This is a genomic window from Nocardioides sp., from assembly GCF_035703625.1.
Classification (GTDB): domain Bacteria; phylum Actinomycetota; class Actinomycetes; order Propionibacteriales; family Nocardioidaceae; genus Nocardioides.
Window position 1 is genome coordinate 1 of the sequence record NZ_DASSXS010000293.1, and the last position, 19,444, is coordinate 19,444.

At 72.8% G+C, this 19,444-nt stretch carries 19 protein-coding genes; 4 read left to right on the plus strand and 15 right to left on the minus strand.

Annotated elements, in window-relative coordinates:
- From VFN12_RS15240 to VFN12_RS15260, 5 genes are all read right to left on the minus strand, one after another.
- On the minus strand, positions 1–607 hold a 607-nt coding region (locus VFN12_RS15240; RefSeq protein ID WP_325119591.1), incomplete at its 3' end, for an MBL fold metallo-hydrolase.
- Positions 608–624: 17 nt separating this feature from the next.
- Positions 625–2,469: a Na+/H+ antiporter gene (locus tag VFN12_RS15245; RefSeq protein WP_325119592.1), complete on the minus strand. Its 1,845-nt coding sequence runs from the start codon at positions 2,467–2,469 to the stop codon at positions 625–627.
- A 291-nt stretch (positions 2,470–2,760) separates the two neighbouring features.
- Positions 2,761–4,380 (minus strand): 2-succinyl-5-enolpyruvyl-6-hydroxy-3-cyclohexene-1-carboxylate synthase, encoded by a 1,620-nt coding sequence (gene menD, locus VFN12_RS15250; RefSeq protein WP_325119593.1) that lies wholly within the window; start codon positions 4,378–4,380, stop codon positions 2,761–2,763.
- On the minus strand, positions 4,377–5,369 hold the full coding sequence (locus VFN12_RS15255) for an o-succinylbenzoate synthase (protein WP_325119594.1): 993 nt from the start codon (positions 5,367–5,369) through the stop codon (positions 4,377–4,379). The genes menD and VFN12_RS15255 overlap by 4 nt, the downstream gene beginning before the upstream one ends.
- Positions 5,366–6,391 (minus strand): AMP-binding protein, encoded by a 1,026-nt coding sequence (locus tag VFN12_RS15260; RefSeq protein WP_325119595.1) that lies wholly within the window; start codon positions 6,389–6,391, stop codon positions 5,366–5,368. Before VFN12_RS15260 ends, VFN12_RS15255 begins: the two co-directional genes overlap by 4 nt.
- A 38-nt stretch (positions 6,392–6,429) precedes the next feature.
- On the opposite strand from VFN12_RS15260, the gene VFN12_RS15265 reads away from it, so the two are divergent.
- Both VFN12_RS15265 and VFN12_RS15270 read left to right on the plus strand, forming a co-directional pair.
- Positions 6,430–7,695 (plus strand): MFS transporter, encoded by a 1,266-nt coding sequence (locus VFN12_RS15265; RefSeq protein WP_325119596.1) that lies wholly within the window; start codon positions 6,430–6,432, stop codon positions 7,693–7,695.
- 8 nt (positions 7,696–7,703) lie between these two features.
- Positions 7,704–8,579: a 1,4-dihydroxy-2-naphthoate polyprenyltransferase gene (locus VFN12_RS15270; RefSeq protein ID WP_325119597.1), complete on the plus strand. Its 876-nt coding sequence runs from the start codon at positions 7,704–7,706 to the stop codon at positions 8,577–8,579.
- A 37-nt stretch (positions 8,580–8,616) separates the two neighbouring features.
- Here VFN12_RS15270 and VFN12_RS15275 read toward each other — a convergent pair whose 3' ends face one another.
- The gene (locus VFN12_RS15275) at positions 8,617–10,425 is read right to left on the minus strand and encodes a gamma-glutamyltransferase family protein (RefSeq protein WP_325119598.1); all 1,809 of its coding nucleotides are present in this window, start codon (positions 10,423–10,425) and stop codon (positions 8,617–8,619) included.
- 38 nt (positions 10,426–10,463) lie between these two features.
- Entirely contained in the window at positions 10,464–11,735 is a 1,272-nt protein-coding gene (locus tag VFN12_RS15280; RefSeq protein WP_325119599.1) for a GNAT family N-acetyltransferase, read from the minus strand.
- 95 nt (positions 11,736–11,830) lie between these two features.
- On the opposite strand from VFN12_RS15280, the gene VFN12_RS15285 reads away from it, so the two are divergent.
- The gene (locus tag VFN12_RS15285) at positions 11,831–11,965 is read left to right on the plus strand and encodes a hypothetical protein (protein ID WP_325119600.1); all 135 of its coding nucleotides are present in this window, start codon (positions 11,831–11,833) and stop codon (positions 11,963–11,965) included.
- Between the two features lie 8 nt (positions 11,966–11,973).
- Here VFN12_RS15285 and VFN12_RS15290 read toward each other — a convergent pair whose 3' ends face one another.
- Positions 11,974–13,092 carry a PLP-dependent cysteine synthase family protein gene (locus tag VFN12_RS15290; protein ID WP_325119601.1) on the minus strand — a complete coding sequence of 373 codons (1,119 nt, stop codon included), beginning with the start codon at positions 13,090–13,092 and terminating at the stop codon, positions 11,974–11,976.
- A gap of 1 nt (position 13,093) precedes the next feature.
- Positions 13,094–13,354, minus strand: coding sequence for a DUF4229 domain-containing protein (locus tag VFN12_RS15295; RefSeq protein ID WP_325119602.1), 261 nt, complete (start codon positions 13,352–13,354; stop codon positions 13,094–13,096).
- 81 nt (positions 13,355–13,435) lie between these two features.
- Here VFN12_RS15295 and VFN12_RS15300 point away from each other — a divergent pair, with 81 nt between their 5' ends.
- A complete protein-coding gene (locus tag VFN12_RS15300) occupies positions 13,436–13,636 on the plus strand; it encodes a hypothetical protein (RefSeq protein WP_325119603.1) in 201 nt (66 codons plus the stop codon).
- A gap of 3 nt (positions 13,637–13,639) precedes the next feature.
- Here VFN12_RS15300 and ccsB read toward each other — a convergent pair whose 3' ends face one another.
- The 6 genes from ccsB to hemL are packed head-to-tail and all read right to left on the minus strand — an operon-like array spanning position 13,640 to position 19,413.
- Positions 13,640–14,557, minus strand: coding sequence for a c-type cytochrome biogenesis protein CcsB (gene ccsB / locus VFN12_RS15305; RefSeq protein WP_325119604.1), 918 nt, complete (start codon positions 14,555–14,557; stop codon positions 13,640–13,642).
- Positions 14,554–16,110, minus strand: a complete 1,557-nt coding sequence (resB, locus tag VFN12_RS15310; protein ID WP_325119605.1) for a cytochrome c biogenesis protein ResB — start codon at positions 16,108–16,110, stop codon at positions 14,554–14,556. The genes ccsB and resB overlap by 4 nt, the downstream gene beginning before the upstream one ends.
- Positions 16,110–16,859: a cytochrome c biogenesis CcdA family protein gene (locus VFN12_RS15315; RefSeq protein WP_325119623.1), complete on the minus strand. Its 750-nt coding sequence runs from the start codon at positions 16,857–16,859 to the stop codon at positions 16,110–16,112. Before VFN12_RS15315 ends, resB begins: the two co-directional genes overlap by 1 nt.
- Positions 16,852–17,400 carry a TlpA disulfide reductase family protein gene (locus VFN12_RS15320; protein WP_325119606.1) on the minus strand — a complete coding sequence of 183 codons (549 nt, stop codon included), beginning with the start codon at positions 17,398–17,400 and terminating at the stop codon, positions 16,852–16,854. Before VFN12_RS15320 ends, VFN12_RS15315 begins: the two co-directional genes overlap by 8 nt.
- Before the next feature lie 44 nt (positions 17,401–17,444).
- On the minus strand, positions 17,445–18,119 hold the full coding sequence (locus VFN12_RS15325; protein WP_325119607.1) for a histidine phosphatase family protein: 675 nt from the start codon (positions 18,117–18,119) through the stop codon (positions 17,445–17,447).
- Complete coding sequence (gene hemL / locus VFN12_RS15330; protein ID WP_325119625.1) at positions 18,112–19,413, minus strand: glutamate-1-semialdehyde 2,1-aminomutase; 1,302 nt, start codon at positions 19,411–19,413, stop codon at positions 18,112–18,114. The genes VFN12_RS15325 and hemL overlap by 8 nt, the downstream gene beginning before the upstream one ends.
- Positions 19,414–19,444: the final 31 nt, after the last annotated feature.

Below are 19,444 nucleotides of genomic sequence, written 5' to 3' on the forward strand. Positions count from 1 at the left end.
CGTACTCCTGGCCGGCGTCGGGCAGGAACGCGTTCATGTGCCCGTCGACGATCCCGAGCCCGGCCTCGGAGTAGATCCGGTCGTGGATCGCGAGGTTGCGCGGTGCCTTCACGGCCCGCGCGAAGTCGATCGCCTCGGACGTCTTCAGCCACGGAGCGGAGACCGGAACGCAGAGGAGGTCGACGTCCTCGTCGGGCGCCGTCAGCGCGTCGCCGGGGTGGTAGACCTTCTCGGTACCCGCGGTGAGCAGGTAGCCGGAGTTGTGGAACCGCGGGAACTCCGGGTGGATCACGGCGTGCAGCTCGCCGACGGCGCGTACCGGCAGGCCGGCCTCGAACTCCTCGCCGGGCCTCACCACGGTCACCCGCTCGGCCACCTCGGGCGCCTCCTCGCGGATCTTCGCGGCCACCGCCTCGATGGTGAAGACGGGGGCGTCGGTCGCCCGCAGGTTGTCGGGGAGGTAGTGGTCGACGTGCTCGTGGGTGACCAGCACCGCGTCGGCGCCGTCGAGGGCGCCGACCTCGGTGAAGACTCCCGGGTCGATCACGACAGCGGCACCGTCGTGCTCCACCCGGACGCAGGCATGGCCGAACTTGAGGATCCGCATGGCGCCGACCCTAGGCCTCAGCCCGTGACGTGATCCAGGTAGCACCAGCGCCAGTCCTCGCCGGGCTCGGCGGACTCGATCACCGGGTGCCCGCTGTCGTGGAAGTGGGCCTCGGCATGGCGGCGAGGTGAGGAGTCGCAGCAGGCGACCTTGCCGCAGACGAGGCACTCACGCAGACTCACCCACTTCTCCTGCTCGGCCACGCAGTCGGCGCAGACCGGGTCGGGGGTGGTCTCGACGGCGGGGTACGACGCGAGGTGCTCACACTCGTCCCCGCTACGTGGCCGCGCGGCACCGGAGGTGCCCAGCGCCTCGCGCTCCTGGGTGGCCGCCCCGAGCATCGACTCCTCCACGTCGAGCATCGACAGCACCTCGCCCACCACCTCCGCCGGGACGTTCCCCGTCGAACGGATCTCCAGGATCCTCGCCCGTTCGGCGGCCAGCATCTCCAGCCGGAGCTGGGCATACAGCTCGCTGGGTGCCAGGTGCTCGGCATGCGTGGCCAGCCGCTCCCAGGCCGCGAAGTTGCGCTCGTCGATCCGCTGCCGGATCACGTCGGCCACGCCGTGCGGGTCGTCGTACTCACCCCGGTCGAGCACCGCCAGCCCGGCCCGGGACGCCTGCTCGAGCAGCGTGGCCCGGGCGAGCGCGTCCTCCGCCGGGTCGGGCCCGCTGACGCCGAGCCGGCGTACCAGCCACGGCAGGGTGAGGCCCTGGCCGAGCAGCGTGCCGGCGACGACGGTGAAGGCCACCAGGAGCAGCACCTCCCGGTAGTCGGTCGTGGCGGGGATGACGAACGCCGCGGCGAGCGTGACCACGCCCCGCATGCCCGCCCACGCGAGGAGCGCCGTGTGGGTCCACGGCCCGGCGACGGCGCGGAACAGCGTCCACCGGGCGATGAACATCCAGACGAACCGCAGCAGCACGACGCCGACGAGGGCCGCCGCGCACACCAGTGCGATCCGGCTGACGGAGGTGCCGCTGTCACGGACCCCGTCGAGGATCCAGCGGCACTGCAGCCCGATCAGCAGGAACACGGCGTTCTCGAGCAGGAAGGCGATGGTGCGCCAGTTCATCCGGTCGGCGATGCGGGACTGCGCGGTCTGCAGCACCGGCGCCTTGTGCCCGAGCAGGAGCCCGGCCACGACCACGGCGATGACGCCCGAGACCCTCAGCTCCTCGGCGAGCAGGTACGCCACGAACGGCGTGACCAGCGAGATGGCGGAGTCGAGCACCGGGTCGGTCACGTGCTTGCGCATCCAGGCCACCACGAGGAACGTCGCCACACCGAGCAGCAGCCCACCACCGGCGGCCAGCAGGAAGTCGAGCGCGACCTCGAGGACCGTGACCCCGACCAGCCCGGCCGCGATGGCCGTCCGCAGCGCCACCAGAGCCGTGGCGTCGTTGAGCAGCGACTCACCCTCGAGGAGGGTGACGGTACGACGGGGCAGGCCGATCCGCCGACCGATCGAGGTGGCGGCGACGGCGTCGGGTGGTGCGACCACGGCGCCGATGGCGAACGAGGCGGACCAGGAGATCCCCGGCAGCAGGGCGTGCACGAGGAGTGCGATGCCGGTGGCGGTGAAGACGACCAGTCCCACCGACAGCATCAGGATCGGGCGGCGGTTGGCGTTGAAGTCCACCAGCGAGGTCTGCAGGGCGGCGGCGTACAACAGGGGTGGCAGCAGCCCGAGCAGGACCACCTCGGGCTCGAGATGGACCTCCGGTACCCCGGGGACGAAGGACACCACGATCCCGGCGGCGATGAGCAGCAGCGGAGCCGGGATCCCGACGCGGCGGGCGAGCGCCGTACCGGCCAGGACCCCGGCGGCGATGGCCACGAGCAGGAAGGCGATCTCCACCCACCCATTGTGGCGGTCCCGACGACGTCGGGATGCCGCCGTCCGCCGCGCAGAGTGGCTGCCGTGGTCCCCACCCCGCCCACAGCTCCCGGGTTTCGACGACGCTCGCTGACGCTCGCTGCTCAACCACCGGGGCCACCCCGGTGGTTGAGCAGGGAGGCGCCCCAGCGCCGACCGTCGTCGAGACGCGACCTCGACCACAGGGGCCACCCGGTGGTTGAGCAGGGAGGCGCCCCGGCGCCGACCGCCGTCGAAACCCCCGCACCCACGCAGGGCGCCGACCCCGTTGCCTCAGCTCACCCCGAGGGCCCGGATCCGGGCGTCCAGGTCGCGGCGGTTGTCCCTGCGGACCGCGACCTCGACCACCTCGATGCCGCCGTTGGGGCTGGCGATGGCCTGCTCCAGCTCGGGCACGGACCCGACCTTCCAGTGGGGAGTCCTGGTCGCGGCGCACAGGCTGGCCAGATCGACCCCGTGCGGGGTGCCGAAGAGGCGTTCGTAGCGGTCGGCGTACGCCTCGGCGCCCTGCTCGAGCATCGTGAAGATCGAGCCCCCGTCGTCGTTGACGACCACGATCGTCAGGTCGGGAGCCGGCTCGTCCGGTCCGAGGACCAGCCCGTTGGCGTCGTGCAGGAACGTGACGTCCCCCATCAGGGCCAGGGCGCGGGTGCTGCGTGGCCGGCCCAGGGCGGCGCCGATCGCGGACGAGACCGTGCCGTCGATCCCGGAGAGTCCGCGGTTGGCGACGACCTTGCGGCGGGCGCCGACGTCGTACCTGGGGACCATCAGATCGAGGTCGCGGATCGGGCTCGAGGCCCCGACGAACAGCAGGCCCCCGGGAGGCAGGGCGCGGCCCAGGGCGCCCGCGACCTCGTGGGGGGTGATCCCGTCCTCCTCGGAGAGCAACCGGTCGAGACGGGCCGCGACCTCCCGGTCGGCCGCTCGCCACTCCTCGAACCACGCGGGGTCGTCGGGAGTCTCGACCTCGAGCCGGTCGAAGGTGACGTCGACCGGGAAGGGCCGCTCCGGCCACACCCCGGCCGGGGCTCGCGACCACACCTCGACATCGTCGCGGGCCAGCAACCGGGTCACCGGCCGGGAGAGCGTGGGATGGCCGAGGACCACCACCCGCTCGATCCGCCGGCCGAGCGACCCGTCGAGCAGCAGCCGGTAGCACCGGATCGCATGGTCGCCCGTCCGCGACCCGCTGGTGGGCTCGGCCAGCAGCGGCCAGTTCGCCTGCTCGGCCAGGACCCGGGCCGGGGGGCCGGCGTCGTCGCCGGCCACCACCACTGTTGCGGGCCCGTTGGGCATACCGTCTGGTCCCAGACGGTGAACCGGGCCGCCGGGCTGCCGGTCGTCACCACGGGTGGGGGTGCGCAGGCGCGGCACCATGTCCCAGCCGGCGCCCTCGGCGGGCGGGACCAGCGGGTCGTCGAGCTGCACGTTGAGGTGGGTGGGGGACGCCCAAGTCCCGATGACCGCGGGCAGGCCACCGCCGGGGTCGAGGTCGAGCGTCGGGACCAGCGGCCCGAAGACGCCCACCTGGTCGGTGGTCTGGTTGGCGCCGGTCCCCCTGAGTCGCGCCGGCCGGTCGGCGGTCACGACCACCAGCGGGAGGCCCGAGTGGGCCGCCTCGACCACTGCCGGGTGGAGGTTGGCCACGGCGGTGCCGGACGTGCACACCACGGCCGCCCGGGCCCCGACCCGGGTCAGCCCCAGTGCGAGGAATCCCGCCGACCGCTCGTCCACCCGCGTGTGCAGCCGGACCAGTCCGGCCTCCGCGACGTCGTACGCGGCGAACGAGAGGGGCGCGTTGCGCGAGCCGGGCGCGAGGACGACCTCGGTCACGCCGGCCTCGACCAGCGCAGCCACGACGGCGCGGGCCAGCTCGGTCGAGGGGTTGGTCACGAGAGTCGATCCTGCCGGAACCCGCGCACCTCGGCGAGCCTGGCCTCCCACCAGTCCGCGCGATCCGGCGGTGCCGCGAGCCGCTCGAGCGCCGCTTCGTCGACCGTGGGCCGGACCACCCGGAGCGCCCCGTCAACGGGCAGCAGCGGTGACCCCGCCACGTCGTCGGACAGCAGCTGCACGGTGGCCAGCCCGCACGCGTGCGGCAGCTCGGGCAGGGCCGCGGCCAGCGCCAGCCCGGCCGCGATCCCGACCGAGGTCTCGAGGGCCGACGACACCACCACCGGCAGCCCGATGTCCTCGGCGATCCGCAGGCAGGCTGCCACCCCACCCAGCGGCTGGACCTTGAGCACGGCCACGTCGGCGGCCGCGAGGTCGCGCACCCGGTAGGGGTCCTCCGCACGGCGGATCGACTCGTCGGCGGCGATCGGTACGTCGACGGCGCGCCGGACCGCGGCCAGCTCCTCCACCGTCGCGCACGGCTGCTCGACGTACTCCAGGCCGCCGGCCGCTCGTTCCAGGGTCCGGATCGCCGACACCGCCTCGTCGACGTCCCAGCCGCCGTTGACGTCCACCCGGATCCGTCCCCCGCGCCCGAGGGCGTCGCGGACCGCCTCGACCCTGGCCTGGTCGTCGCCGAGGGTCTGCCCGGGCTCGGCCACCTTGACCTTGGCGGTGGTGCACCCGCCGGCGCTCACGATCTCGTGGGCGCGCTCCGCGCCGACCGCCGGCACGGTCACGTTGACCGGCACCCACTCACGCAGCGGCTGGGGCCAGTCGCCGGCCGCCGCCTCCTCGGCGCAGCGGAGCCACGGCTCGGCGACCTCCGGCGGGTACTCGAGGAAGGGGCTCCACTCACCCCATCCAGCCGCACCCCGCAGCAGCATCCCCTCGCGCACCGTGATCCCCCGGAAGCGGGTGCGCATCGGGATCGCGAACACGCTGACCCGCCCGAAAGTTTCGGGCGGGTCGGCGTGGGGGGCGGTCATGCGCGCTCCCTGAGGGCCATCCGGTCCACCTTGCCGTTGTCGAGCATCGGCAGCGCCTCGACCGGCACGAGCTCACGGGGCGCCCACGACCGCGGGTGGGCCCCGGCCACCCAGTCGCGCACCTCCGCCAGGGTCACCGGCCCGGTCGCGACGACGAACGCCACCACCCGCTGCCCCCACACTTCGTCCGGCACGCCCACCACCTCGGCCGCCGTCAGTTCGGGGTGGGCTCGCAGCCGCGCCGCGACCGCGGGCAGCGGGACGTTCACACCGCCGGTGACCACGACGTCGTCGAGCCGGCCCAGGACGTGCAGGCGCCCGTCGTCGTCGAGCCGGCCGGCGTCGGAGGTCAGGAACCAGCCGTCCACGAGGACCTGCGAGGTCAGTCCGGGGTCGCCGTCGTACCCGTCGAAGAGGGTCGCCCCGGAGATCCGGATCCGCCCGTCGCCGGCCACGGCCAGCCCCACCCCCTCGAGCGGGTAGCCGTCGTAGACGCACCCCCCGGCCGTCTCGGCCGACCCGTACGTCGCCACCACGCGCATGCCCTCGGCCTCGGCCCGCACGCGCAGCGACGGATCGATCGGCCCTCCGCCCAGCAGGATCGTGTGGACCTCCCGGAGGGCAGCCACTGCGGCGGGGTCGTCGAGCAGCCGGTGCAGCTGGGTCGGCACCAGCGAGAGGAAGGTGTCGGTCGTCGAGCGCACGCCCAGCGCCGCGGTCAGCGATGCGTGCTCCTCGGCCACGACGGGCTCGTGCCCGGCGACCAGCGACCGGCAGATCACCTGCACCCCAGCGACGTACGTCGCCGGCAGGGCGAGCACCCAGCGGCCCGACCCGCCGAGCCGACCCCGGGTGGCCGCGACGGAGGCCAGGACCGCCCGCCTGGACAGCAGCACCCGTTTGGGCGTGCCCGTGGAGCCGGACGTCTCCACCACGAGCGGATCGGGCTCCGACGGCCCGGCCAGCCAGGCCCGCAGGCCGTCGACCACGACCCGGGTCGGCGTGCCCGCAGGGAATTCCACGCGACGAACGCTATCCACCACTGAAAGAATCCCCGGCGATGCCCACCACCACGCCGCGCTGGCTCTCCTCCCTGGTCCCTGACACGCCACTGGCGCGCAGGCTCTCCCTCCAGTCGATCCTCTACGCGATCGGCGAGGGCGTGTTCATCACCGGCAGCGCCGTCTTCTTCACCCAGATCGTGGGCCTGAGCGCGTTCCAGGTCGGCATCGGCATCACCGTCGGCGAGGCCGCGTCGTTCCTCGTCGCGGTGCCGCTCGGCAAGGTGGCCGACCGGATCGGGCCCAAGCGGATGTGGGCCATCGGCGCATTCGGCTCCGCTGCGCTGTACGCCGTGTGGCCGTTCGTCGACGGCTTCGCGATGTTCCTCGCCATGATGGTCGTGCTCCAGGTGGTGGAGTCGGCGGGGCACTCCGGACGCGGGGCCTACACCCTCGACGTCTTCCCCCGCGCGGAGCGGGTGCGCTCGCTGGCCTACATGCGCGCCGCGCTCAACATCGGGTTCACGGTCGGGGCCCTGATCGGCGGCGTGGCCCTGGCGTTCGACAACGACGACGTCGTCCGCGCGGTGCCGCTGTTCACCGCCGCCGTGCTGGCGCTGAACGCCCTCTACATCACCCGCCTGCCCTCCGCGGAGCACGACAAGGCGCCGGTCCAGGAGGACGAGCTGCTCAACCCGGGCGCGCTCCGCAACCGCGGGTTCCTGTCGCTGATGACCATGGACGGCGTGCTCGGCACCAACCAGGTCCTGCTCAACATCGTGATCCCGCTGTGGCTGGTGGAGGAGACCGACGCTCCCCGCGTCCTGCTGGCCTGGCTGTTCGGCACCAACACGGTGTTGGCGGTGCTGCTCCAGGTGGCCGCCGCCCGGGGGGTGAACTCCGTCGAGCGCTCCCTGCGCGCGGCCCGGATCTCGGCGTCGTTCTTCGTGCTGTCGTGCCTGATCGTGCTGGTCACCCACGACACCCTCGGCTGGGTGACCATCGCCCTGGTCTGGCTCGGGCACGTGACCGTCACCGGTGCGGAGCTGTACCAGTCGGCCGCGAGCTGGGGCTTCCAGTCGGAGCTCTCCGACCCCGACCGCCGCGGCGAGTACCAGGGCGCCGCCCACATCGGTCACACCCTGGGGTCGGTGTGGGCGCCCGCGTTGTTCACCTTCCTGGCCATGGAGTGGGGTGGGCCGGGGTGGTTGGTCATCGGCGCCATCGTGGTCGTGGCCACGTTCGCCATGAGACCGTCGGCCCGGGCTGCCGAGCGTTTCCTGCAACGGGACGCGGCCCCGGCCCGCGTGGCCGACCCTGCTTGAATCGCCCGGTGGCCTCCCCCGCCGAATGGCTCGCCGGTGCCCGACCGCGCACCCTGCCCGCCGCTCTCGCGCCCGTGCTCGCCGGCACCGGCGTCGCCGCGTACGCCGGTGGCGCGGTCTGGTGGAAGGCGGCGCTCGCCCTCGTGGTCAGTGTGGCCCTGCAGGTCGGCGTCAACTACGCCAACGACTACTCCGACGGGGTGCGGGGGACCGACGCCGACCGAGTGGGGCCCATGCGGCTGGTCGGCTCCGGGACCGCGGCCCCGGGTGCGGTGAAGCGGGCGGCGTTCCTGGCCTTCGGGGTCGCGGCCGTGGCCGGACTGGTGCTGGCGGTGACGACTGCGTGGTGGCTGGTCGCGGTCGGCCTCGCCTGCATCGTGGCCGCCTGGTTCTACACCGGCGGCGATCACCCCTACGGCTACGCCGGACTGGGCGAGGTCATGGTCTTCGTGTTCTTCGGGCTGGTCGCCGTCGTCGGCACGACGTACGTCCAGACCGAGACGTTCGAGCTCGCTGCCGCGTGCGCGGCGGTCGGCATCGGAGCCCTCGCCTGCGCGATCCTGGTCGCCAACAACCTGCGTGACATCCCCACCGACCGGGACGTGGGCAAGCGCACCCTCGCCGTCCGCCTCGGTGACGCCGCGACGAGAGGGCTGTACGCCGGGCTGGTGCTGGCCGCGATCGTGGCCGCGCTCGCCGTCGCCGCGCTGACCACCTGGTGGGCGGTCCTGGCCCTGGCCTACGCCGGCACCGCGGCCCCCGCGGCCCGGGCGGTCCTCGAGGGCGCCCGCGGACCCGAGCTGATCCCGGTCCTGCAACAGACGGGGGTGGCCGAGCTGGTGTTCGGCGGCGGCCTCTTCGTGGGATTGCTGATCGGGATCTAGCCATATCGGCAGGCTCGTCGGCGAGCCCGACCTGCGCCTACCGCCCGACGGCGTAGCCCTGGGCACCTCGCGGGTTCGCGGCGGCACGCAACCAGCCGCCGTCCCGCGCAACGGCCGAGAGCCGACCGAGCGACCAGCCGTCGACGGTCCGGACGTCGTGGCCGCGCCGGGCCAGCTCCTCGCGCACCGCGGCCGGGAACCGGTCCTCCATGGTCACCCGACCCGGCTCGGCCAGGCGCGGGTGGAACGACGAGGGCGCGTGCTCGTGCTGGAACATCGGCGCGTCGATCGCGGCCTGCAACCCCGTCCATGGCTGGTCCGCCCGCCCCGTGACGGCGTGGGCGAGCCGGAGGAAGAACACCAGGCTCCACTGGTCCTGGTGGTCGCCGCCCGGAGTCCCGAAGGCGAGCCAGGGTCTGCCCTCGCGCAGGGCGAGGGAGGGTGTCAGCGTGGTGCGGGGCCGCGACCCGGGCCGGAGCGTCGAGGCGAGGCCTTCCTGAAGCCAGAACATCTGGGCCCTGGTCCCGAGCGGGAAACCGAGGCCGGGGACGACCGGGGAGGACTGCAGCCAGCCGCCGCTGGGGGTGGCGGAGACGAGGTTGCCCCAGCGGTCGGCCACGTCGAGGTGGCAGGTGTCACCGGTCGTCCCGGAGCGCACGGTCGGCTCCCCCGCCCCGGCGGCGTCCTCGGCGGCGTCGGCAGCACGAGGTTCGGGCAGCCGGGGAGTGCGTCCGTCCGGCGAGCCTGGCCTGAGCTCCAGGCTGGCCCGGCGGTCGTCGACCAGCCGGCGGCGTGCGGCGGCGTACTGCTCCGACAGCAGCGTGGAGAGGGGTACGTCGACGTGGTCCGGGTCGCCGTACCACGCCTCGCGATCCGCGAAGGCGAGCTTGGACGACTCCAGGACGAGGTGCTGCCACTCCGGGTCGTCGTCCGCCAGCGGCCCGGCCCCGAGGTCGAGGCCCTCGAGGATCTTCAGCGCCTGCAGCAGCACGGGGCCCTGGCCCCACGGACCGGTCTTGAGGACCTCGATCCCGCGGTACGTCGCGCTGACCGGCGCCTCGACCCCGGGCGCCCAGCGGGCCAGGTCGTCACCGTCGAGGAGTCCGTGGTGGCGCCGGCCCGACGAGTCGAGCCAGGCCGTGTCCCGGCAGAAGCGCGCCACCCGATCGGCCACGAATCCGCGGTACCACGCGTCGCGGGCGGTCTCGAGCTGGCGGTCCCGGTCCGCGCCGGCCGACTCCGCCTCGTCGAGCACCCGTTCGTAGGTGGCGGCCAGCTCCGGTAGTCGCAGCGCCGACCAGGTGCCGGGGAGCCGCCCGCCCGGCAGGTACGTCGCCGCCGAGGTGCTCCACTCGCTCGTGAACAGGTCCTCGACGCCGGCCAGCGTGGCGCGAACGCCCGGGATGACCGGCACCCCCTGGCGGGCGTAGCCGATCGCCGGCTCGAGCACGTCGCGCAGCCGCCAGGTCCCCCAGCGCTGCAGCATCAGGGTCCACGCTCCGAACGCGCCCGGCACGGTGGCCGCCAGGGGACCCGTGCCGGGCACGGCGTCGAGCCCCAGGTCGGCGAACGCGGCCGGGGTCACCCCCCGCGGCGCCGGTCCCTGCCCGCACACGACGTGGGGGCAGTCGTCGCGCTCGCTCCAGAGCAGGATCGGGACGTCTCCGCCGGGACCGTTGAGATGGGGCTCGACGACCTGGAGGACGAACCCCGCGGCAACCGCGGCGTCGACGGCGTTGCCGCCCCGCTCCAGCACGCCCATGCCGGTCTGGGAGGCGAGCCAGTGGGTGGAGGCGACCATGCCGAAGTTCCCGGCGAGCTCGGGTCGGGTCGTGGGTGGTGGCATCGGGGAGGAGTCTGCCACCGCCGACCCGGCAGGGTCCGTCAGAAGCTGGTCAGGCTGAACGGCTCCCCCGGCAGGTCCGCCATCGCCGCCCAGGTCCGTACCGCATCGCCCGATCCACCGATGCGACCGGCCGCCGCCAGCGTGCCCACTCCGACCCCGCCGAGGTAGAGGGCGCCGAGCGTCTCCGCGTCGAGGGTGACGGTCGGCTCGTCGGCCACGGGCTCGACGGACGCCTCGCCCTCCTTGACGGTCACCCGGAAGCTGCCGGCCGCGTGGCCGAGCGGGTCACTCACGCCGAGCACGACGCTTCCGTCGGCCGCCCAGGGTCGACCCTCGAGTGCGGTCACCACGTCCAGCACCCGCACCCAGATGTGGTCGTCGACCTTGAGGACCTTGCGGCAGGCGGCGTCGGTGAGCGCCCACACCAGCGGGTCGTCGACCGCGGAGTTGTTCCACTCGACCCGCGCGCACAGGTCGATGTCGGCGAGGAAGCGCCACAGGGCGAGGTGCACGGCAGGGTCCGCCGCCACCAGGTCCAGCACCTTGACCTTGCCGCCCGGGACGTCGTCGTACCCCATGTGCTGGTAGACGACGTGCCCGTCCGGCTCGTCCGCCGCATCGAGGTGGACGGCCGCGCGGAGCCTGGTGTTGGGCCCCTGCTCCTGGAAGTCGAAGGTGCCGGTGAGCCAGGGACGATAGAACGACGGTCGCGACACCGACCCGCGCGAGCGCTCGTGGAACGCGGCGAAGTTGCCCTGCATCATCGGCCAGACCTCGCTCGCCTCCGCGAGCTCCATCCGGCCGGGGTCGACGAAGTCCCGCAGCGCGAACTTGCCGGTGGTGTCGACCTCGATCCGCTGCCGCCACGTGGACAGGCCGAAGCCGAAGCGCCCGTAGATCGTCGTCTCCGAGACGGTGAGCGCGGCCAGCGGGACCCCCCGGGCCACGGCGTCGGCGAGGTCGTCGGAGATCATCCGGCGCAGCAGCCCCTGCCGTCGGTGCGCGGGGCTGACGGTGACATCGGTGATCATCCGCAGCGCCAGCTCGCGACGCCCGGCGTTGAGCGAGCCGTCCAGGCTGGAGTACGTCGCCACGGGCACCGGACCGGCGCCGAACGCGCCGTCGGGCAGCCAGGCGCCCCTGACGATCGCTGCGTCCTCCCGCATGCACCGGACGAAGAGGTCCCAGGCCTCCTGCTTGGGGCGTGCGTCGTGGAATCCCCGCAGCAGCCCTTCGAGCCACCCCTTCAGGAGCGGGGTGGTCTCCGGGGAGTCGTCGCGCGGGTCAAGGGTCCTGAAGGTCAGCTCCACGTCGGCCAACCTAGCCACCGTCCACGCGACCCGCACCCGGTTAAGGGCGAGCCGTCCGGGCCCGGACCACGGGCCCCGGGCCGTACCCTGTGTCCATGAAGTTCCTCCTGCTCGTGGCCGTGGTCACCGCCGTCTTCCTGGTGTGGAAGTTCCGGGTGCAGCTGGTCGCCAAGCTGCTCGGCCAGTCCGAGAGCCGCGTGCGCAGGCAGCTCGGCCGCCGCCGCGACTAGGACGAGTCTCAGCTCGGCGGCTCGACCCACTCGCCGGTGTCGGCAAACTTCTCCAGGGTGGCGGTGTACGGCGCGATGTCGATGCCCTGGTCGGCCAGCCACCCGTCGTCGTAGTAGGTGTGGGCGTAGCGCTCCCCGCCGTCGCAGAGCAGCGTCACGACCGACCCGGTCTCGCCGCGCGACCGCATGCCGGCGACCAGGCGGAGGGCGCCCCACATCTCGGTGCCGGTCGAGCCACCGACCAGGCGACCGGTCACCGACGAGCACCACCGCGCGGCGGCGATGGAGGCGCCGTCGGGGACCGAGATCATGCAGTCGACCACCTTGGGCAGGAACGACGGCTCCACCCGGGGCCGGCCGATCCCCTCGATCCGGGAACCCGAGCCGGTCGCAGAGGGGTCGTCCTCGCTCCAGCCCCCGAAGAACGCGGAGTTCTCGGGGTCGACCACGCAGAGCCGGGTGTCGTGGCGGCGGTAGCGGATGAAGCGGCCGATCGTCGCCGACGTACCTCCGGTGCCGGCGCCGACGACCACCCAGGTCGGGATCGGGTGTCGCTCGTGGGCGAGCTGGCTGAAGATCGACTCGGCGATGTTGTTGTTGCCGCGCCAGTCGGTCGCCCGCTCGGCGTAGGTGAACTGGTCGAGGTAGTGGCCGCCCGTCTCCCGGGCGAGCCGCCGGGACTCGTCGTAGATCGAGGACGGGTCGTCGACCAGGTGGCAGCGGCCGCCCTGGAACTCGATCAGCTCGATCTTCTCCGGCGAGGTGGACCGCGGCATGACCGCGACGAAAGGCAGGTCCAGCAGGCGAGCGAAGTAGGCCTCGGACACCGCCGTGGAGCCTGACGACGCCTCGATGATCGTGGTGCCCTCGGAGACCCAGCCGTTGCACAGCGCGTGGAGGAACAGCGACCGGGCCAGGCGGTGCTTCAGCGATCCGGTCGGGTGGACCGACTCGTCCTTCAGGTAGAGGTCGATGCCCCACCGGGCCGGCAGCGGGAAGACGTGCAGGTGGGTGTCGGCGGACCGGTTGGCATCGGCCTCGACCCGGCGGATCGCCTCGCTCAGCCAGGCCCGCGCGGCCGGGTCGGAGTGGTCGCCGACCCTGCAGCAGCCGCCGTCGTCGGACATGTCAGTCCACGTCCTCCTTGGACTTCATCTGCTCGAACCGCTCCTGCATCCGCTCGGCGCGACGCTCCACCCGCCGGGCGAACGCCTCGCGCTGGCGGTTGAGCAGGAAGTACGACGCGACGCCGGAGATGACGAACGCGATCACGATCGCCCACAGCACCGGCACCTGGTCGGCGAGGAGCATCCAGACGCCGAAGACCAGGATCAGGCTGGCCACGAACAACCCGATCCGCATCAGCGTGTAGACCACGAATTCCTTCACCCGTCCAGCCTAGGCGACGGCGGTCGGAGGCGGCTCACGGCAGATGGTGTCCCGTGCCCATCGGGGTTCTACGCTGGAGGCGTGAAGTTCCTTCTGATCGTGATCCTCCTGGCGGCCGCGATCTACTTCACGGTGCGCGTGATCCAGCGCCGGGGGATCCTTCCGCAGCGTGGCCCCGAGCAACGCCCCCTGGGCCCCGACGACGACCCCGACTTCCTCCGCGACCTGGACCGGAAGCGGCGCCGCCGCAAGCCCGAGGACCCGGACCCCAGCAGCTCCTGAGGGTCAGCCTCTCGGCTCGACCTGCACAGCCCCACCCGCGTAGGAGTGCTGGCTGGTCGAGGAGAAGAAGTTGATGCCGATGAAGTTGAACCAGAGGGTCGCCAGCGCGACGAGCGCGACGATGGCGGCATTGCGGCCCTTCCAGCCGGCCGTCGACCGGGCGTGCAGGTAGGCGGCGTACACCACCCACGTGATGAAGGCCCACACCTCCTTGGGATCCCAGTTCCAGTAGCTGCTCCAGGCCTGGTGAGCCCAGATCGGTCCGGTGATCAGCACCGCGAACGTCCAGATCGGGAAGCCGAAGGAGTGCAGGCGATAGGCGACGCGGTCCAGGACCGCGGGCTCCGGCACCCGGGCGAGGTAGCCGGTCTGGCGCGGTCGGGCACGGTCCTTGAGGAGGTAGAGGGCCGAGCAGATCCCGGCCAGGGTGAAGGCGCCGGTGGCGAGGATCGCCGAGACGACGTGGATGACCAGCCAGGGCGAGAAGAGCGCCTCGGTGAGGGGTGCGACGGGCTCGTGGAGCCAGATGACGTCGACCATCAGGAGCGACACCACGAGGGTGACGACGATGGGAGCCATCCACTCCAGCCCGAGGCGTCCGCGCAGCAGGAGGTAGGCCGCGGCGATCACGAACGTGCCGCTGAGGGTGAACTCGTACATGTTGCCCCAGGGCACCCGGTTGGGGTCCGCAGCCATCCCGCGGCCCACCAGCGCCCCGAGGTGCGCGACCACGGCCATCCCGGTCAGGATCAGGCCGAGCCGGCCGAACATCGCGGTCCGGCCCGTGGTGACGACCTCCTCGGCGGGCAGCCTGCGGAGAGCCGCCCACTCCGCGAGGTGGGAGATGAGCGCGAGGAAGTAGAGCACGCCGGCCACGGCCACCAACCGGTTGCTCAGCAGCTCCCACGCCTGGTCCGTCACGACTTCTCCTCCCTGCGCTCCGCGGGGGTCCCCCCGCCGAGCGCCCCCACGATCTCATGCAGCTCGGCGGACGGATCACCGCCTCCGGAGCGGTCCAGGGCGGCCACCTCGACGTGGGTCCCCCCGTTCCGATCGCGGGCCCGCACCCAGATCCGGCGGGGCCGGACGTAGAGGGAGCCGAGCAGCCCGATCAGCGCCAGTACGACGCCCGCGAGCGCGATCAGCTTGCCCGGGGTCCGGCTGATCTGGATCTTGTTCCACCGCTGGACGCCGTCGAAGCTGACGGTGCCCAGTCCGTCGGGCAGCTCCGCCTGCTGCCCCGGGGCGAGGTCGACCCGGAACATCGAGCCGTCGCCCTTCCGCACGAGCCGCGCGTCGGACTTGTCGAGCTGGTAGACCGACTGCGCCTGTCCGGAGTCCATGCCGAGGTCTCCTGCGTAGACGAGCATGGAGATCGCCGGGTTGGCGGCATTCCCGAACGCCGAGAACGGGCCGGTCTCCTCGGTGAAGGCGTAGGTCGGGTAGAACTCGCCCTCGAGCCCGATCTGGGTCGGCCGGGCGTCGGGCGCCTTGACCACGCCGAAGGACCGGAACGTCTGGTCGGTGGGCAGGAAGATCGTGGGTCCGCTGTAGGCGACCTCGCCCTCGCCGTCGCGGACCGTGATCACCGGGGCGTACCCGTGCCCGATCAGGAACACCTCCGTGTCACCGATCGTGAGGGGGTGGTTGACCTTGAGGTCGTAGTCCCTGGTGGGCGCGGTCGGTGTCTCGCGGTACTCCAGGTGGGAGACGAAGCCCCGCGCCTGCCCCTTGCTGGGCCCCTCGGTCAGCCAGTCGACCTCGAAGTCGGTGACGTCGAAGGTGAACGGCTCCATGTCGTCGGGGGCGAACAGGCTGCCGGGGACGAAGTCGTCGTACTGGGTGAGGTTGTTGGAGAAGCCGTTGCCCACCACGAGGATCACGCCGCCGCGGTACCCGAAGAGGCTGCCCAGCGCGAAGCCGACCAGGACCACCAGCACCGACACGTGAAAGAGCAGGTTGCCCGCCTCGCGCAGGTGCCCGCGCTCCGCCGAGACCGCGTCACCGGCCCGGACGACCCGGAAGCGTCGGCTGCGCAGCTCCGACTCGGCGGCGGCGAGGACCTCCTCCGGCGTCCCGCCGGCGTCGTACGACGTGTGGTCCGGCAGGCGGCCCAGGTTGCGGGGGGCGGGTGGCGGCGCCGCCCGCATCCCCTTCCAGTAGACGAACGTCCGCGGGACGAAGCAGCCGACGAGGGAGACCATCAGCAGGAGGTAGATCGCCGAGAACCACGCGGAGTCGTAGACCGAGAACAGACCGAGCTTCTGGTAGATCGGCGTGAGGTCGGGGTGTGCCTCCTGCCACTGCGAGGTCTTGAGGGAGTCGACCCCGCTCTGCGGGATGACCGACCCGGGGATCGCCGCGATGGCGAGCAGCAGCAGCAGGATGAGCGCGGTCCGCATCGAGGTGAGCTGGCGCCAGGCCCAGCGGAGCATCTCGGCGAGGGTCAGCTCACCGGGTCTGCGTTCGGACACTAGACCACCGTTTCCGTGGAGGAGACGAGGTTGATCTGCAGCCACGTGACGGCCTCGGCCCACCAGCCCGTCACCAGCAGTACGCCGACCGCGACCAGCATCAGGCCGCCGGCCCTCATCACCCAGAGCTGGTGACGTCGTACCCAGCCGAACGCGCCGAGGGCGTGCTGGTAGGCCAGCCCGGCGGCGATGAACGGCAGCCCGAGGCCGAGGGCGTAGACCCCGGACAGCACGGCGCCACGCGCCGCGGTGGCCTCGTTGATGGACAGCGTGGTGATCGCGGCCAGCGTGGGGCCGATGCACGGCGTCCACCCCACCCCGAACAGGAAGCCGAGCACCGGCGCCGCCGCCAGCCCGACAGCGGGCACCGTGTGGACCCGCCAGTCGCGCTGGAGCAGGGGGATCACCCCCGCGAAGGCCAGGCCGAGCAGGATCGTGAACGCTCCGAGGACGATCGTCAGCTCACGGCGCCAGGTCACCAGCCACGCCCCCAGTGCGCCCGACAGCGTGCCCAGGGCCACGAAGACGACGGCGAAGCCCAGCACGAACAGGACGGCCCCGGCGACCATCCGTCCCCGGTGCGCGTGCTCGAGGTCGGCGCCCGAGAGCCCGGTGGCGTAGGAGAGATAGCCCGGCAGCAGCGGGATCACGCACGGGGAGAAGAACGAGACCAGGCCGGCGACCAGCGCCACCGGGATGGCGAGGAGCAGTGAGCCCGAGGCTGCCGTGTCGTGGAACCAGTCACCCATCGCGCTGCCCATCGCGCTGCCCATCGGGTTGTTCGGCCACCACGTCCTCGACGACCTCCACCAGGGTGGTCCGCGACGGAAGCTCCCCGATGATCGTGGCCGCAACCCGCCCGTCCGCGTCGAGCACGACGAAGCTGGGGATCGAGTTGGGGGTCAGGGTCCCGGAGAAGGCGAGCATCGCCTCCCCGTCCGGCGAGTAGAACGACGGGTAGGGCACGTCGAAGGTGCGCACGAAGCTGCGGGCCTGCTCGGGCGAGCCGTCACGGATGTTGATGCCCACGAACTGTGCGCGGTCGCCCACCTCCTCCGCGGCCGCCACGACATCGGGGGCCTCGGCCCGGCACGGCGCGCACCACGACCCCCACACCACGGCCACCACCGGCGTGCCCCGGAACTCCGAGGTCGACAGCGGGTCACCTTCGAGGTCCCGCCCGGTCAGCGAGATCGGTTCGTCCCGCTGGCCGGGCTCGACCTGGACGACCTCGCCCGAGCCGCTGACATACCCCTTGTCACCGGTCCCCTGCAGGCTCGAACAGCCCACGAGCAGGAGCAGGCAGGGAAGGAGTACGGCGGCGGAGCGGAGGTTCAGGGCCGGTGCTCCTCGGGGGACCCCCCGGCCGAGAAGGGCGCGCCCTTGTCGCGGGCGGGGATCAGGTCGGCGGCCGGCTCCGAGTAGGCCACCTGGGTGAGCGTGTCGTCGCGGTAGTGCAGCGACGTCAGCGAGCAGAGCGTGCACTGGCGGTTGCGGGGGTTGTGCAGGAACGACCGCTGCTCGACGTGCAGCCGGGTGATCCAGATCGGCAGCTGGTGGGAGACGATCACGGCCTCGTGGCCACGGGCGGCGTCGCGTGCCTCCTCGACCGCGGCCATCATCCGGGCGACGAGCTCCTTGTAGGGCTCGCCCCACGACGGACGGAACGGGTTCCACAGGTGCCGCCACGCGGCCGGGCGGCGCAGCGGCCGCACCGTCTTGCCGAAGCGCTGGCCCTCGAAGACGTTGGTGGACTCGATCACCCGCTCGTCGGTGCGGATCTCCAGGCCGCGGGCATCGGCCAGCGGTCGGGCGGTCTCCTGCGCCCGTTCCAGCGGGGAGGCGACCAGGTGGGTGATGTCGCGGTCCTTGATCGTGGCGGCGACCTGCTCGGCCATCTGCCGCCCGAGCTCGGAGAGGTGGTAGCCCTGCGTCCGGCCGTACAGCACGCCGGAGGGGTTGTGGACCTCCCCGTGCCGCAGCAGGTGGACGACCGTCTCGTCACTCATGTGCACCTCCGTTCGCCGCGGCGGCGCGGGCCGCCGCCGGCAACGCGTCGAGGACCGTCTGCACCGCGCGGTCGTCGTGGGCGGCGGAGAGGAACCACGCCTCGTACGCCGAGGGCGGCAGGTGGACGCCCGCGTCGAGCATGGCATGGAAGAACGCGGCGAAGGCGGAGACGTCCTGGCCCGAGGCGTCGTCGAAGTCGCGGACCGGCCGGTCGGTGAAGAACACAGAGAACATGGTGCCGTTCGACTGGACCACGTGCGGCACTCCCGCTGCGGTGAGCGACTCGGTGACCGCCGCCTTGACCGTGTCGCCGGCCGCCGCGAGGTGGGCGTAGACGTCGTCGGTGGCGAGCCGGAGCGTGGTCAGGCCGGCGGTGGTGGCCACCGGGTTTCCCGACAGGGTGCCCGCCTGGTAGACCGGCCCCTCCGGCGCGAGCCGCGACATCACGTCCGCCCGGCCGCCGAACGCCGCGGCCGGGAAGCCGCCTCCGATCACCTTGCCGAAGGTGACGAGGTCCGGCCGCCACCCCTCGACCGCGCCGTCGAGGCCCCACTGTCCCCGTGCGGAGGCCCGGAAGCCGGTCATCACCTCATCGCTGACGAAGAGCGCACCGTGGCGTGCGCAGGTCTCGGCGAGGAAGGCGTTGAAGCCGGGCTCGGGCGGGATCACGCCCATGTTGCCCGGCGCCGCCTCCGTGATCAGGCAGGCGATCCGGTCGCCGTGCTCGACGAACACCTTCTCGACCGCCGCCCGGTCGTGGTACGGCAGCACCAGGGTCAGCGCCGTCGAGGCGTCCGGGACGCCCGGCGTGCCCGGCACCCCGAACGTGGCCAGCCCCGATCCGGCCGAGGCCAGCAGCGCGTCGACGTGGCCGTGGTAGCAGCCGGCGAACTTCACCACGAGGTCCCGCCCGGTGAATCCGCGGGCCAGCCGGATCGCCGACATCGTGGCCTCGGTGCCCGAGGAGACGAAGCGGACCCGGTCGACGGGCGCGCGAGCCACGATCTCCTCGGCGAGCTCGACCTCGGGAGTCGTCGGGGCGCCGTACGACGTGCCGCGCGCGGCCGCCTCGGCCACGGCGGCGAGGACGTCGGGGTGGGCGTGCCCGAGCAGCATCGGGCCCCAGGAGCCGATCAGGTCGACGTACTCGTAGCCGTCGACGTCGGTCAGCCACGCACCCCGCGCGGACCGGATGAACCGGGGGGTGCCGCCGACGGCGTCGAACGCGCGGACCGGGGAGTTCACCCCACCCGGCGTCACCGCGCGGGCGCGGTCGAACCAGGCTCGGGACATCGGGTGGTCGGGCGGCACCGGGTCATTCTCC